Genomic DNA, 13,826 nt, shown 5'->3' with positions numbered 1-13,826 from the left:
TAACGCTACGACACAGCACGGCATAAACAACACTACATGACGCTACATCAACCCACAGGCCATAAGTATAGGCACCAGCACAATGGGCAGAAAACAGGCCGGAAGAAAATTGGCTACCTTGATGTCAGTAATTTTTGCCAGGTTTAAGCCAACGGCAAACAAAAGCAAGGAACCCGTTGCCAGCATTTGTGTAATAACCGCCTGTGTTAGGTATGGGGCAATAACGTTTGCCGCAAGGCTAAGCAGAGCCTCATAGACAAATACCACAATGCCGGAGAGGATAACACCCGCTCCCATAGTGGTGGCCATCAACATGGTAATAACCATGTCCATCAGAGACTTTGCAAATAAGGTAGCATGATTTAAGGTCAACCCACTTTGCAGCGAACCCACAATGGCCATAGAGCCAATGCAGATCACGAGGGTTGCGTTAACAAAACCAGCAGAGATGTTGGCAAACACAGGATTGCCCTCAGTAAAAGCTTGCATACGGCCTTGGATGCGGTCGCCAAAATGGTGAATGATGCCATCCAAATTAAGAAGATGCCCAATAATGCCACCCAAAGTAATGGCAAGAGTTACCTGTAGTACAGACCCTCCAGCGGCCATGCCCTGCACGCCCGTAAGAACAATGCACAGACCCATGCCCACCATAAGAAAATCGCCTAGGTCCTGCTTGAGCTTTGTGCCTACCGCCACACCCAGCACACCACCTACAACAGCAGCAATGCCATTAACTAACGCACCTAAGATAACCATAAAGCTCTTCTGCCTGCTGTATCTTTCTTTATAGCTTGCCTTTGGTAGATAGTGTCCGCACGCATCGTTTTATACGTCATGCGTCGATAAGACCAAGTCGGACACAGGCATTATAAATGCCATCATGATCAACATCGTCAGTAATTACATCAGCGGCAGCCTTTACCTCATCAGACGCATTACCCATTGCTACAGCAGTACCCACCAGCTCAAACATGGACAAATCATTGCCGCCATCACCAAACGCAATGGTCTCTTGCGGAGTAATGCCCAAATACTCTAAGGTCTGAGCAATCGCTGCGGCCTTACCGCCACCTTTGGGGAATACATCGGCAAACAAATCCGTCCAGCGCGTAATGGTAACACTGGACGTACAGTCCAAAATATCCTGATCCAGCGAAGGATCCTGATAGATGTTGAACTGGTAAATATCGCTGCCTAAGGCCCAAGAGGCATCACCTGAGGGGAAGGTAATCCCTACCAGATCCTCTACTGCGCTCACACGATCGGTATGCTCAAAAACGTAGAACTTCTCGCGCTCCATAAACAAGGTAGGATGCAAGCCAGCCTGCGTGCGCTCGACAATAACTCGTACATCTTCTGGGCTTACGGTTACCTTACGATACACGTCGTCACCCGAAAAACAGAGCTGTCCGTTAAGCGTAATAAAGGTTTCAAAGGGCTCAAGATCCAGGCCGTTAAATTGATAGGTCGGACGGCCCGTTGCCAAAATAGGCATAATACCCGCTGTGCGTAACTTGCGCACCGCTTGGCGTGTGGACTGGGGTTCTGCATGATCTTTAAAGGAAAAGAGTGTACCGTCTACATCAAAAAATACAGCTTTAATCTTTGTCATTACTTTGCTATTACCTACTCACTCATAGTCCCTTGTGCCATGCATGGTTTGCATAGCCCGCATAGTTTGCATATCTTGTTGTTTCTCAATCATTAGGTATTCGCGGTTAACGCAATATAGCGTATTGTGCTACCTCTTCAAAGCCAATGCGCTTGTAAATGTGGCCTGCCGTGGGATTATCATAAAACAGCGTCAAAAACTTCTTGCCCGCTGCTAATTCATCCGTGCAGAGTTGGGCCACCACGGCCGTCGCTAATCCATAATTGCGCATATCTTTACGCGTGCACACACCAATGATCATAGATGAAAGAGAGTTGTTTGCGCTGGTGGAAGCTGTTGAGACAAGCTTGCCCTCATAAAATGCTCCATACGTAAGGCAGCCATGAGCAGCGTTTGCTATTTTTTGTTGCTTTGCCATTGCTATAGAACGAGCATCACGGTACAGCTCATGATACTCATCGGTGCTGCCTAAAAGGGCAAAGAGCTCATCATAATCTTGTTCCGTAAGAGGACGAATGCTCGTGCCGTCTGGCGCGGGCGCAATTTTATTGGTATTAAGCGCAGTTAAACGCGCAAGATTAGAAGAGGTTATCGACAGCTCGTCAAAAAAAGGAGCAATTGCAGAGATAACCTCATAAGGTCCGTTGATGCTGCCATAGAACAGCTCGCTCATTTCTTCTTTAATGAGTTGTGCCATGCCCAGCGCATCAAACAGCTGATTTTGGCTATAGCATACATAATTGGCGTAGAACATAAGCACTATGCTATCCCAGCTGCCGTCATCATTGACAAGGGCAAACACACGCACGGGATCACCCATACCAAATTGCTCTATATCACCCATAATAAAGGTGGTGACCTCAGGATCTTTGGCAATATATTCCAAAACCTTGGTGCGATCACTTTCATTGCAACGACGAGGAATAGCCATACTTACTCCCATATATACCTATCTTTTTGCATATACACCAATAGTACTATTAGTTTATTCAACTCATGTTTTAATTCGGGTACGGGAGGAATAAATCACATAAGCGGACGCTCAATACATAAACAGATACTCAGCGCACCAAGACAAATAGCAGAGGATGTCTATGACGTCATGTACTGATCTCGATACGACAGAAGGGGTACTCATGAAACAGTTCATCGTAGACGACTCATTTTGGCAGATCTTTCCTATGGCTCAATTAGGCGTTGTTGTGGCAACAGGGCTTAAAACTCCTCATGAACTATCTCATGAGGATAAAGCGGCTATACATAGCCTGCTTGTTCACGCCAACCTTAAAGCAGAAACATGGATAGAAGACCCTCAGATTTCTAAAAATAGTGTTATTGCTGTATGGCGAGAAGCCTATCAGAAATTCAAAACAAAGAAGGGTGCTCGCGCTTCTATTGAGAATCTCCTCAAGCGCGTATCCAAAGGAAATCCTATAGGCGATATTACACCGCTCGTAGATATCTACAATGCCTGCTCTTTACGCTATGCCCTGCCCTTTGGGGCAGAGGATGTAGATAGCTTTGTTGGCAACCTTGTCCTCACTATAACCGATGGTGGAGACGAGTTTGATCCTCTAGGAGAAGGATCGGATCCTACACTTCCCGGTGAGTTAGCTTACCTCGATGATACTGGCGCAGTATGCCGCTGCCTTAATTGGCGAGATGGGCAACGTACCGCCATCACCGATACAACTCGCAATGCGTTTATCGTCACTGAGTGCGTAGATCCTAAACGCACCCAAGAAATGGCAGAAGCTCTCTGTCAACTTGCCACCCTTATTGAGAAACATCTAGGAGGCACTATATATACTCAGACCTGTATAAGCTCAGAAAAACGTAGTTGCATCCTCGCTGAGTAAGCATCCAGGTAGCGGTTTTAGACCAAACACCCAATCTCATGCTCACTGCGCATTTCCTTACCTATCCGCCGGCACATACAGATACATAAACAGCCCGCAGTTCAAATGAGCTACGAGCTGTTTTTAAATGAGCTACGGGCTGTTGTTGAAAGAGCTCGTATCAATAAAACCTTTTGGACTTACAAGCTATGACGCTTGACACTGAGCGCATTGAGCACCATGCGGCGGGACATACCATAGGTAAGCGCCAAATAACCACCGTACACCACTATAAAGATGCCTGCGATCAGCAACGAGTTGGTAGCAATGTTTACCCCACCCAAAGAGCGGATAATCTCAACGATCACAACCAATGCACAGATTGAATGAGCTATACCTACCAGCAAAGGAGCCACAAAAGACAGAACTGTTTGGAACCTCAGAGAACTCAGCAGGTCCTTCTCGGAAGCACCAAGATCATTCAAGATACGGAAGCGAGCACTTGATTCAGAAGCTGCACTTAAGCGCTGAATAGCCAAAATTGCAGCACAGATAACGGTCAATACAAAGCCTATATACAACACCAGATACGTTACCACGCCACGCAGCCCCTTAGCTGTCTCAAGCATATCAGTGCGCGTTAATATCTGAATGGCGTTTGTTGAATAGCCTTCTTTGTTATATATCAGCGAAGACAACGTAGCGCTATCAAGGTCTCCGATTTGTTTAATAGACTCATCATTCTTAGCAATATCGGCAGCACTTGTCGAGGCATATGCCACGTTAATAACGCTTATACGAGGAATAAAAGCATCAATCAGCTCATTGGGAACAACTAAGGTACCTGAATTGCTTGCAATCGAGAAATTCATGAGGTTGGCAGAAACATCAGAAATAGCACCCAAGCCAGAGGGCTTAAGCTTGGTCCCAGCAACCTCAATGATATAGCCATTTTTGAGAGCTGCTGCATAAATTTGATTAACATCATCCATATTAGATGTAACCAGGTACTCATCAGAAGCCAAGGTAATGGGTTCCATGTTCATCATTTCGCGCTGAGCATTGTACTCATCCAAGCTGATAGCCTGAAGCGCCTTGCTCGCTACATCTGCGTCTTTAAAGGCGGAAGGTAGCTTCATATGAGCGGCCTCAGTAAAACTACCTAAGGTAAGAGAAGCAATGCTGGGATCGTTGGTTTCCCAACCCTTGGGCATGCGCAGTAGCATAGTAGACACCTTGCCAAGCTTAGACAGATCATAGCCAGCAGCCTTAAGGCGCTCAGAAGCACCCATAAAATCTGCAGCGCCGTCTTCTTGGGCACCACCATATGCAAGGATACTTGCGCTGTAAGGAAGCGCTGCGTTTTGAGCAGCCTGCAAAGCACTAGTAATGCTCATACCAGTTGTAACTGAAGTAATAGCTAAAAACAAAATCAGAGAAACAAAGCCCATGGAGATGGAGTTGGTGTTAATTTGGCTGGATATCTCTCGTACACTAAAGCTGTGCAATCCCGAGAAATAATAGCTCTTAGAACGTCTTGCAAGCGCGGTAAGAGCTCCCGCTAAACCATAGAACAAAATGAGTGTACCAATTGACACAAGCAGCGTAGTAACAAGAAAATCCACTTCAGTTCCGGAGCCACCAAGTTTAGGGAAGCCATGCGTGTTAAGACGCCAGTAGGCAACGCCCACGCACACCACGCCAACAACAAACACAAGAGTAGGAAAAAACAAGCTCTTTACGTGGGTTTTCTCGGCTTTCTTTTGGGCGCTCATAAGCTCTACCAGCTGAACTTTGCGCAGGGAACGCAAATTAAAGAACACCATGATGATAAAGATGACGGCAAAGCAGAAAAAGGTAGTTAAAAATGCCTGCGATGAGAAGAAAAATTTAAATTCTTCAACCTTAGAACCAAACAGCGCGGCAGTTACAAACAACAGCACCTGAGAGAGAAGGGCGCCTGTAGAAAAACCAATTACCAGCGCTGCAGCAGCGACAAGCAGGGTTTCCAAAGTAATGGTTCGAGCCACCATAGAACGAGGCATGCCTAACACTTGGTACAAACCCAGCTCTTTTTTGCGATGACGCATAAGGAAGTTGTTGGCATATACCATCAAGAAACCAGTGATAATCGCTAGAAAAACGGTCAATCCTACGATAAGACCATAGATTGCTTTTACCATTTCGCGCGCATCAGTCTTCAAAAAATCTGCTTGCACGGCAATCGTATTGAAAGCATAAAAGACAGCAACGCTAATGGTAAGCGTGAAGAAGTACACCAGGTAATCACGGGCAGAGCGACGTACATTACGAAATGCTAACTTAACGAGCATCTACGTCACCACCAATCGTAGCCACAACCTCAATAATACGATCGAAGAACTCACGACGGGGTTTATCGCCACGAACCAGCTCGGCAAATAGCTTGCCATCACGAATAAAAATGACGCGCTGGCACCAACTTGCCGCATACTCATCATGGGTAACCATAAGCACTGTTGCTTGTTGGGTGGTGTTGAGTTTTTCAAAGCACTCAAGTAGGATACGGGCGTTTTTAGAGTCCAGAGCACCAGTAGGCTCGTCTGCCAAAATGAGAGTGGGGTTGGTTACGATGGCGCGTGCAGCAGCAACGCGCTGACGCTGGCCGCCACTCATTTGATGAGGATATTTATCCAAAACATCCGTAACGCCAAGGATGGTAGAAACGCGAGTCACGCTATCCTGAATCTGAGCCGCAGGGACACGTCCAATAGAGAGTGGCAGGGCAATATTTTCTCGGGCAGTCAGGGTATCGAGCAGATTAGAATCCTGGAAAACAAAGCCTAGGCTTTCACGACGAAATGCTGCCAGTTTCTTTTGGGAAAGCGTTGCGGTTTCCTGTCCGCCAATGGCGACAGTACCTGCTGTTGGCATGTCAATGGTGGAAATGCAATTAAGCAGGGTGGATTTACCAGAACCGGAAGGACCCATGATGGCGACCATCTCTCCCGACTGCACCGTAAAACTAACACCTGCTAAAGCACGCGTGGAAGTGTCAGCACCGCCATAGATTTTTTCTACCTGAGAAACCACAAGCGCAGGACAGGCATTGGTGTAGCTTCTTGGGGTGTTCATCATATGCTTATTCATAGAGTGTCCTCCAAATAGATTGCGCTAGGCTGCGTGCCGGATGCCTTGTCAGACGGCTTGCTGGGACTTACGAGCCAAGCGGCTTTATTGACACTCCTATCATCGGATGTTCAAGCATCTGATGCCATCGAATTAGCTTACGCTTGGCTTTCACTTTTGTAAGTTTGGCAGGCCGATACAAACATCGGTCCACTCGCCTTGCAAGCTGGTAAGCGTTACGGTCTGACCCATTTTACAACACAACTGTGCCACTAAATACAGGCCGATACCGGTGCTACGCGCGTGTTTGCGACCATTTTGACCCGTAAACCCACGGTCAAATACTCGGCTGATATCCTCTGGCGCAATGCCGCAACCGTTGTCCCATATGTGGAGATCTATGCGCTCATAGGCGGTATTGTCGTTGCATATACGTGCCGAGAAGCGCACGGTTGGTGCACACGTGCTGTTCTGCGCACCGGCGTCTTGCGCGCTGGCATCTTGCGTGCTGGCGCCTTGCGCGCTGGCACTTTGCGTAGCGGCTTCTTGCATGTCGGCACTTTGCGATTGCTCTTTACGATAACGCACGGCATTATCAATAAGCTGCCCAATAATAAATACAAGCCACTTGGAATCACAGGCTACTTGTAAATCTTGTGCCACTACATCAGATGTGTCCACGTGCATGCCCGCTGCAATGAGGGTATGCATGCGGGATTTAATAGCCGTGTTTACCACCGTGGTAAGTGATGTCTGGCAAATGACATAGTCCTTCTCGACAGAGGTACTGCGTGCCAGATACAAAGCCTGCTCGGCAAGTTCCTCTGTACGCGACAGCTCTGCCTGCAAACCACGGGCATAAGACGTTGGTTCGTTTTGCAACATAAGCCGTGCCGCGGCAAGCGGCGTTTTAATCTCATGCACCCAGGTCTCAATATAATCACGATATTGATTCATTTGCGCTTGAGCCTCTGCAGTTTGACGCTGCGACCCCAAAACAATGGTGCGCAATGCGTTATAAGCAAGTTCTCCCTCGTAAAAGTCTGGTCTTTCCAGCAGCTCAATTGCGGCATGGGCTGCAGGAACATCTTTGGTTTGCTGCGCAATGCGTTCAAGTGAGCGCAAAAAAGAAGCAACGCGCAGATAATTGACCGCCCCAGCAATGGCAAGCATCATAAGGACCAGCAGCATGCACAACAAGCAAAAGTCGAGGCTCATGCCAGCAACATATGCTAACAGCGCCGGTATAGCAGCTGCTAGCAAGCAGCACACCAATGATGACACATGAGATTTACCGTACGAAAAAAGCATAGCGCTGCCTCTATAGTTGCTATGACTGTGTTGCTATGGAATAACCCTGGCCGCGGTGAGTAACAATCAGCCCTCCCGCATCGACCTTATCCAGGGTGCGACGCAGGCGATTCATGTTAACCGTAAGGGTATTGTCGTCCACAAACTCATCGGAGTTCCAAAGCACTTCCATAATGGTCTCGCGCGACACAATAGCGCCCTTACCCTGCAGCAACGTCTCTAAGATACGTAGCTCATTTTTGGTCAGCTCCACGCTTTTCTCGCCCATGGACACAAATGAGCGGGAAAGATCCAAGGTTATGCCCCCAAAACTGAGCGTCCGAGAGTTCGCGTTTGCAGACTGTGTTCGACGCATGATGGCATCTATATGGGCCAACAATATTTGCCCATTATAGGGCTTGGCGAGAAACCCGTCTGCCCCCAAGCTCATGCTCATAAGCTCATCCAGCTCCGAGGCCCTGCTGGTCAATACCATAGCAGGTACCGTAGACTTTTGACGCAGCTCCCGCAGCACATACTGCCCGTCCGTACCTGGAAGCCCCAGATCGAGCAAAACAATATCTGGTGAGGCAACAGAAACGTCTGCCACGATGGTTTCAAAACTGTTTGGGAGCACAACACGGTGACCGGCATTTTTAAGCAGTACACAAAGCTGCTCACGAACGGATGCATCGTCCTCAACAACAAAAATACAAGCCATATACTACCTATGAGCCTTAAGCGTCGCAAAGATACGGGTATTGTGACGTTTTACCAATGAAATAAACGAGCCTTCGATATAGGCCTGAACTGCATTTTTTTGCATAATGGGCTTTATAAGCGTACGCATAACCCGTGAGTGAGGCTGAGCAACACGTGCTGCTTCTTGCGCCTGCGGCGTACTGATCATCTGCCGGATGGCTTCCACTTTTTGAGTGCGCGTTAGGTGTGCCGCGGGATTGCACACGTTTTCTATGCAGCCAATAAGACGTTCAACGTAGCGGCGCATAACCATTTCTTTGCTCGCGGCATCTTCTGATAGACCCCAATGCTCAAGCAAATCCAGCATCCAGCCATGCTCTTCTTCGCGTTTCTCGTACATCTGGGGGCGCCACCGTGCTGTTTCTGACTCCGTGCGCGAGCGAATAAAGTGATAGTAGGCTTTTTCCGTTACGACCACCTTATCTATATCACGGATATAGTCCAGCACGTAGGGAAAATCATCCCAAAACGTAGGCCTAAAGCGCAGGTTCATCTCTTCAATGCGTGCGCGCAAAAACAGCTTATTCCACGGCGTATAGAGTAGGTTCTCATCGAATAGCTTATAGGCCTGGGCCCTAAAATCTTCCTGTGTTGTATACACACAAGACGGCTGAGACTTAAGCTCACTGAGGTGCTCGTTACTATTTTTGGCATAAAAGGTATCAATATAAAACCCAGCTACAACCAGCTGTGCACTCTGCTCATCTGCTAAGGCCACCATCTCTTCGAGCATGGACGGTTCTGCCCAGTCATCCGCATCCATAAAGTACACGTACTGACCACGCGCATGATCCAGCGCCAAATTGCGCGCCGCCGGAGCTCCGCCATTAGGAGTGTGAAAGACATCAATACGAACGTCCTTCTCGGCCATACGGTCACAAATATCCCCAGAGCGATCCTGTGAGCCATCATCAATCACCAATAGCTCAAAATCGCTCATAGTCTGGGCTTGCAAGCTCTCTATTGCACGACCAACATACGCCGCAACGTTATACACGGGCATAATTACCGAGACTTTTGGATTATTGCGAGCCATAAAACCCCCGGCTTCTGTCACGTTTTTACAACCAATCTGCCACATCATTATGACAATAGTTTACCTGTAGCTTGATGCATCACGAGAACCCAACAGTTGAGGAACGAGAAAAGCATGAGTTGGTTGGTTTGCTGAATGGCCGGCTGATTGCTTGGCGCCCTGCCATTCAGCTATCCTACTGGCTTGCCACCCTACTACTTTTCCACCAAGGTGCCGATGGTTAATCCCAACTGCTCAGGATCAACTACCGTTTGGGTTGCACCATCCGTCCCAGCAACACTGGTGCAGGGAGCATCTACTATGGCCAGATTTTTTCTCCCAATGCCATGGGCAGTCTCTGCAAGATTAAGCAAGTCGGGCGCCGACATATCTGTATGGAGCAAACCGAGCAAATCCTTTGCTTGTCTCGCAAGCTGCGTAGCGCCAACACTGGAAAGCCCTAGCACTTTTTCCCAGCCCTGCGAGTCCACCACCATAACGTGCGAGATCTGTACCCCTGTTGCCCCAGAAACCACACCTATGCTGCCCCGAGACTGCTGCTTGCTAAACACCTCAGCCAGTGTTGTTTGCGCACCATCCAAGCTGACCACCATGTCTGTGGGCAAGCTCACTATATAGCCTTTACCTGCACTTTGATCAAGACTCAGCAGCTTAACAGAGCTCAGAGTCGATTCGTCATTATCAGCATGAATAAACACCAGCACCGTGGTAACGGCATGATCTGAAAGCTGCGTGTTGCCGGTAGCAATATTTTTGCCGCCATCTTTTTTGATGGATCCCGATAAGTCCGTATCGCCCAAATTTGAATTTTTCTGTGCAAGATTCCACAGAGCAAAGATACCAATACCAAGCACAAGCGCTAAAGCGGCCAGTATGACCAGCGCATTGCGTGTTTTATGCGCGCCCGGTGCCGAAACATCACTTCGTTCATACCGCTTACGCTGTTTCATGCCCAACCTTTCCTCAGTCTTTCTCTTATAGCCAGGGCTCAAATGAATCCGTAGGATAGTGGACTGCGGTAAATACCAGGCCCTTTGCTGGAGCACACTGACCTGCCGCACGCCTATCGCACTGTGCCAACACCTCGCGGATCCAGCGTTCCTCTTTACGACCGCAGCCTACCTCAACCAGACTGCCCACAATCGTACGCACCATGGAGTGCAAAAAAGCATTGCCCGTAATATCCACCGCAATGAGCTGCTCGCCCGCCTCCTCAATGCGAGACACGCCTACCGACAAAACCCGGCGCTGTGTTGGCTTGTCTACCGCAGAGGCCGCCTTACAAAAACTCTTAAAATCGTGCTCCCCTACCAGCGCTTGAGCCGCCCGATTCATGGCCTTAACGTCTGGCTGAGTGCGCAGCCACCACGCATGATCCCATGCCATAACCGGCCTTGTCCAGCCGTCTGCAATACGATAGCGATAGCTGCGAGCTTCTGCGTCAAAGCGTGCCGAGAAACCCGCACGTGCCTTATATACTTCGGATACGGAGATGTCATCTCCCACCAGGGCATTAAGCGCCCGCTTGATAACCGGGCCACTGAGGCTCAACTCATGCTCATACACGGGCAAACTCACATGCTGCGCTAACGCATGCACACCCGCATCCGTGCGCCCTGCACAGGTAATCTCTACGGGTCTATGCAGGTACACAGACAGTGCACGACTCAGCTCTCCAGCTACGGTGCGCACATCACCCGGCTGGGCTGCAAAACCAGAAAAGCCCGCACCACGATACCCCAGTTTGAGTACCATAGTTGCCTCATGTTCTTGCACTGCTTGCATTACCCGTCCTCTGTTGTACGTTTGTTACATCATACAGGCAAGTACGCTTGTCAATGTAACCACCACAAACAGCGCAACATCGCGACCATCCAATGGCTTTGGTTCATGCCTTCTTACCGCACTGGCATAACAGCGATCCTGCATGGAAATGGCAAGCTCATCCGCCTTATAAAACAAGCCAACCACCACGGGCACCAATACAGAAAGCCATTTTTCCAGCCGCTGCGCAATGCTGCCTGTATTAAACCGGACACCGCGCACTTTTTGCGCCAGCATGATCCGATGATATTCTTCGGCACACAGCGGCATAAAGCGCAGTGCAAGCGATAAAACCATGGTGATGTCGCCCACAGGTAGCCCGAAGCGCGCGAGGGGCTGGATAGCTCTTCCACACGCTTCTGCTAGCTGTAAAGCAGTAGTTGTTGTGGCTATAACCAAGAAAAACCCAAGTAAGATATACACTCGCGCCAACGCTTGAGCACTGCGTGCAAGCCCCGCTGTTGCCAGGCCAACTGGCCCCACCAGCACAAGCGTACCCGTTCCATCCAAAACAAGCCCATTTACCAGCAAGCTTACTGCAGTGATAAGGGCCAGGGGTTGAGCTGCCTGCCGCAAGCTACTAAGACTGGCATGTGAAACCACGAGCGCACCAAGCAACAATCCCGCAAGACACGCCAATCCTGCTCCCGAGTGAACCATCAGGCTTGCCACGAGCAGCACGATCAGGGACAGGACCTTTATGCGGGCATCAAGGGCATGGAGCCAGCTTTGTTGAGGGCTGTAGGAGCCAAATGGTATCGTCGGTTTCATGAGCGCCTGCCCAAACAGGATTGCGCTTCTCGGTCTTCTAAAATCCCCGCCTCTGCCAGTGCTGTCCTTGCCTTGTGTGAGGCGCCCGACCACGCAATACGTCCCTTATTCAGCAGTGTTATAGCATTAGCCTGATCCAGCCATTCTTCAAGGTCATGCGTTATCACAAGAACGGTACGGCCTGCTTGGCACAGCGAGGCCACTAGGGCATGAAACTCTGCTCGCCCTTGCGCATCAAGGCCAGCTGTAGGCTCATCAAAGATGCATACCTTCGTCTGCAGTGCAATAATGCCCGCAAGCGCCACACGCCGAGCCTGCCCACCCGATAAACTAAGCGGATTGTGCTCATGCCATTGTGGTTCTATACCCAATAGCTGCAGCGCCTCAACAGCACGATCACGCGCTTGTTCCTCTGACGCACCGTGCTGCAGCGGTCCAAACATAACGTCTTCCAGCACGGTATCGCAAAACAACTGATCTGCCGTACGCTGAAACGCTAAGCCTACATCTCCAGGGCGTACCTTGGCTTCCTCACAGACAACCCACCCAGCATGAGGGCTAATCAGACCCGATAGCACTCGCGCAAGGGTAGACTTACCTGCACCTGATTTACCAGCAATAATGTGCAGCTCTCCCCTGCCTGCCTCAAGCGAAACATCATGCAAGATGGCATCGATACACAGCTGTGATGCCTGAAGCACCTGCCTCTGAGAGGCTCCTTGCCCCTCTCGTGCGCCTTGTGCGCTTTGCTTGCCTTGTCTGCCTTGCTCGCTTGGCTTATCGCTAGCCGCATGCTGAGCCTTAGGGGTGCCAACAAAGAACCGAGAGCCGCAGCCAGCCCAGGCAGGTGTACCCACCAAGCATGAGCGCTCTAACAACTTTGGTGAGCTCAAAAACTCTTCTGTTGCTCCTTGCCAACTTATGCAGCCGTGCTCCAACAGGACAATCTTATCGGCATGTTTTACGTCCTGTGCATAATGGGTTACCTCAGCCACAGCCATGCCGTCATGTGCCAGACCATCAACGATCTGACGTATACGCTGCCGAGAACCCCAGTCAAGATATGAGGTAATTTCATCGAGCAGGATATAGTCTGGCCTCATAGCTAAAACGCCAGCAAGCGCAAGCCGCTGCTGCTCACCGCCAGAAAGACTATGCGTGCTTCTTTGTTCAAAGCCGGATAGGCCAACGAGCTCCAATGCCTCTTTACAACGCGCGTCTCTTTCGGACGCGGACAACCCGAGGTTTTGGGGGCCAAAAGCAACTTCATCGTACACCAGAGAAGCCACAATCTGCACGGTAGGATCTTGCTTTACCATGCCAACGCGCCTGTGGACTTCTTCCGCAGATAGAGCTTCAAGCTCCTGCCCATCAAGCACGACACTGCCAGAACTTGACAGCAACGTTTTATTAGCCAAGCGCAGCAGCGTAGATTTGCCAGAGCCATTTGCTCCAACAATGCATACGTGTTCCCCCGGCGCTACCGATAGTGAGCGGGCACGTAAAGCAGCAGAGCTCGTATCACTACGAGGATATGCATAGTTCACTGATTTAAACTCGATCACGTGCCCTCCTCTCCTTA

The 13,826-nt window shown here is 49.5% G+C and carries 13 protein-coding genes; 1 reads left to right on the top strand and 12 read right to left on the bottom strand.

The window, feature by feature from the left end; all coding sequences use genetic code 11:
* Positions 1-42: 42 nt before the first annotated feature.
* The 3 genes from HMPREF1091_RS02210 to HMPREF1091_RS07970 form a co-directional block, all read right to left on the bottom strand.
* Entirely contained in the window at positions 43-759 is a 717-nt protein-coding gene (locus HMPREF1091_RS02210; RefSeq protein WP_002563201.1) for a DUF554 domain-containing protein, read from the bottom strand.
* 76 nt (positions 760-835) lie between these two features.
* Entirely contained in the window at positions 836-1,615 is a 780-nt protein-coding gene (locus HMPREF1091_RS02205) for a Cof-type HAD-IIB family hydrolase (RefSeq protein ID WP_002563200.1), read from the bottom strand.
* 106 nt (positions 1,616-1,721) lie between these two features.
* Complete coding sequence (locus HMPREF1091_RS07970; protein WP_002563199.1) at positions 1,722-2,546, bottom strand: GNAT family N-acetyltransferase; 825 nt, start codon at positions 2,544-2,546, stop codon at positions 1,722-1,724.
* 205 nt (positions 2,547-2,751) lie between these two features.
* Here HMPREF1091_RS07970 and HMPREF1091_RS02195 point away from each other — a divergent pair, with 205 nt between their 5' ends.
* The gene (locus tag HMPREF1091_RS02195) at positions 2,752-3,474 is read left to right on the top strand and encodes a B3/B4 domain-containing protein (protein ID WP_021736059.1); all 723 of its coding nucleotides are present in this window, start codon (positions 2,752-2,754) and stop codon (positions 3,472-3,474) included.
* A gap of 179 nt (positions 3,475-3,653) precedes the next feature.
* Here the strand turns inward: HMPREF1091_RS02195 and HMPREF1091_RS02190 are convergent, their stop codons facing one another.
* The 9 genes from HMPREF1091_RS02190 to HMPREF1091_RS02150 all read right to left on the bottom strand — a co-directional run bounded on the left by HMPREF1091_RS02190 (position 3,654) and on the right by HMPREF1091_RS02150 (position 13,809).
* The gene (locus HMPREF1091_RS02190) at positions 3,654-5,786 is read right to left on the bottom strand and encodes an FtsX-like permease family protein (RefSeq protein ID WP_002563197.1); all 2,133 of its coding nucleotides are present in this window, start codon (positions 5,784-5,786) and stop codon (positions 3,654-3,656) included.
* Positions 5,776-6,582, bottom strand: a complete 807-nt coding sequence (locus HMPREF1091_RS02185) for an ABC transporter ATP-binding protein (protein WP_002563196.1) — start codon at positions 6,580-6,582, stop codon at positions 5,776-5,778. Before HMPREF1091_RS02185 ends, HMPREF1091_RS02190 begins: the two co-directional genes overlap by 11 nt.
* A 150-nt stretch (positions 6,583-6,732) precedes the next feature.
* The gene (locus HMPREF1091_RS07965; protein ID WP_002563195.1) at positions 6,733-7,872 is read right to left on the bottom strand and encodes a sensor histidine kinase; all 1,140 of its coding nucleotides are present in this window, start codon (positions 7,870-7,872) and stop codon (positions 6,733-6,735) included.
* A gap of 19 nt (positions 7,873-7,891) precedes the next feature.
* A complete protein-coding gene (locus tag HMPREF1091_RS02175) occupies positions 7,892-8,572 on the bottom strand; it encodes a response regulator transcription factor (RefSeq protein ID WP_002563194.1) in 681 nt (226 codons plus the stop codon).
* A gap of 3 nt (positions 8,573-8,575) precedes the next feature.
* Entirely contained in the window at positions 8,576-9,649 is a 1,074-nt protein-coding gene (locus tag HMPREF1091_RS02170) for a glycosyltransferase family 2 protein (protein WP_021736085.1), read from the bottom strand.
* Between the two features lie 194 nt (positions 9,650-9,843).
* Positions 9,844-10,599, bottom strand: a complete 756-nt coding sequence (locus HMPREF1091_RS02165) for an LCP family protein (protein ID WP_002563192.1) — start codon at positions 10,597-10,599, stop codon at positions 9,844-9,846.
* A 25-nt stretch (positions 10,600-10,624) separates the two neighbouring features.
* Positions 10,625-11,434: a tRNA pseudouridine(38-40) synthase TruA gene (truA, locus tag HMPREF1091_RS02160; protein ID WP_002563191.1), complete on the bottom strand. Its 810-nt coding sequence runs from the start codon at positions 11,432-11,434 to the stop codon at positions 10,625-10,627.
* 24 nt (positions 11,435-11,458) lie between these two features.
* Positions 11,459-12,244: an energy-coupling factor transporter transmembrane component T family protein gene (locus HMPREF1091_RS02155; protein ID WP_002563190.1), complete on the bottom strand. Its 786-nt coding sequence runs from the start codon at positions 12,242-12,244 to the stop codon at positions 11,459-11,461.
* Positions 12,241-13,809, bottom strand: coding sequence for an ABC transporter ATP-binding protein (locus HMPREF1091_RS02150; RefSeq protein ID WP_002563189.1), 1,569 nt, complete (start codon positions 13,807-13,809; stop codon positions 12,241-12,243). The genes HMPREF1091_RS02155 and HMPREF1091_RS02150 overlap by 4 nt, the downstream gene beginning before the upstream one ends.
* Between the last annotated feature and the right edge of the window lie 17 nt (positions 13,810-13,826).

The sequence above is a fragment of the Atopobium minutum 10063974 genome, from assembly GCF_000364325.1.
Lineage (GTDB): Bacteria > Actinomycetota > Coriobacteriia > Coriobacteriales > Atopobiaceae > Atopobium > Atopobium minutum.
Note: the sequence above shows the minus strand (reverse complement) of the source record. Positions and strands in the feature narration are given on the sequence as shown.

Bases quoted from the DNA above. Each gene is read 5' to 3' on its own strand.
- HMPREF1091_RS02210 (WP_002563201.1), bottom strand. From the start codon at position 759: ATGGTTATCTTAGGTGCGTTAGTTAATGGCATTGCTGCTGTTGTAGGT.
- HMPREF1091_RS02205 (WP_002563200.1), bottom strand. From the start codon at position 1,615: ATGACAAAGATTAAAGCTGTATTTTTTGATGTAGACGGTACACTCTTT.
- HMPREF1091_RS07970 (WP_002563199.1), bottom strand. From the start codon at position 2,546: ATGGCTATTCCTCGTCGTTGCAATGAAAGTGATCGCACCAAGGTTTTG.
- HMPREF1091_RS02195 (WP_021736059.1), top strand. From the start codon at position 2,752: ATGAAACAGTTCATCGTAGACGACTCATTTTGGCAGATCTTTCCTATG.
- HMPREF1091_RS02190 (WP_002563197.1), bottom strand. From the start codon at position 5,786: ATGCTCGTTAAGTTAGCATTTCGTAATGTACGTCGCTCTGCCCGTGAT.
- HMPREF1091_RS02185 (WP_002563196.1), bottom strand. From the start codon at position 6,582: ATGAATAAGCATATGATGAACACCCCAAGAAGCTACACCAATGCCTGT.
- HMPREF1091_RS07965 (WP_002563195.1), bottom strand. From the start codon at position 7,872: ATGCTTTTTTCGTACGGTAAATCTCATGTGTCATCATTGGTGTGCTGC.
- HMPREF1091_RS02175 (WP_002563194.1), bottom strand. From the start codon at position 8,572: ATGGCTTGTATTTTTGTTGTTGAGGACGATGCATCCGTTCGTGAGCAG.
- HMPREF1091_RS02170 (WP_021736085.1), bottom strand. From the start codon at position 9,649: ATGGCTCGCAATAATCCAAAAGTCTCGGTAATTATGCCCGTGTATAAC.
- HMPREF1091_RS02165 (WP_002563192.1), bottom strand. From the start codon at position 10,599: ATGAAACAGCGTAAGCGGTATGAACGAAGTGATGTTTCGGCACCGGGC.
- truA (WP_002563191.1), bottom strand. From the start codon at position 11,434: ATGCAAGCAGTGCAAGAACATGAGGCAACTATGGTACTCAAACTGGGG.
- HMPREF1091_RS02155 (WP_002563190.1), bottom strand. From the start codon at position 12,244: ATGAAACCGACGATACCATTTGGCTCCTACAGCCCTCAACAAAGCTGG.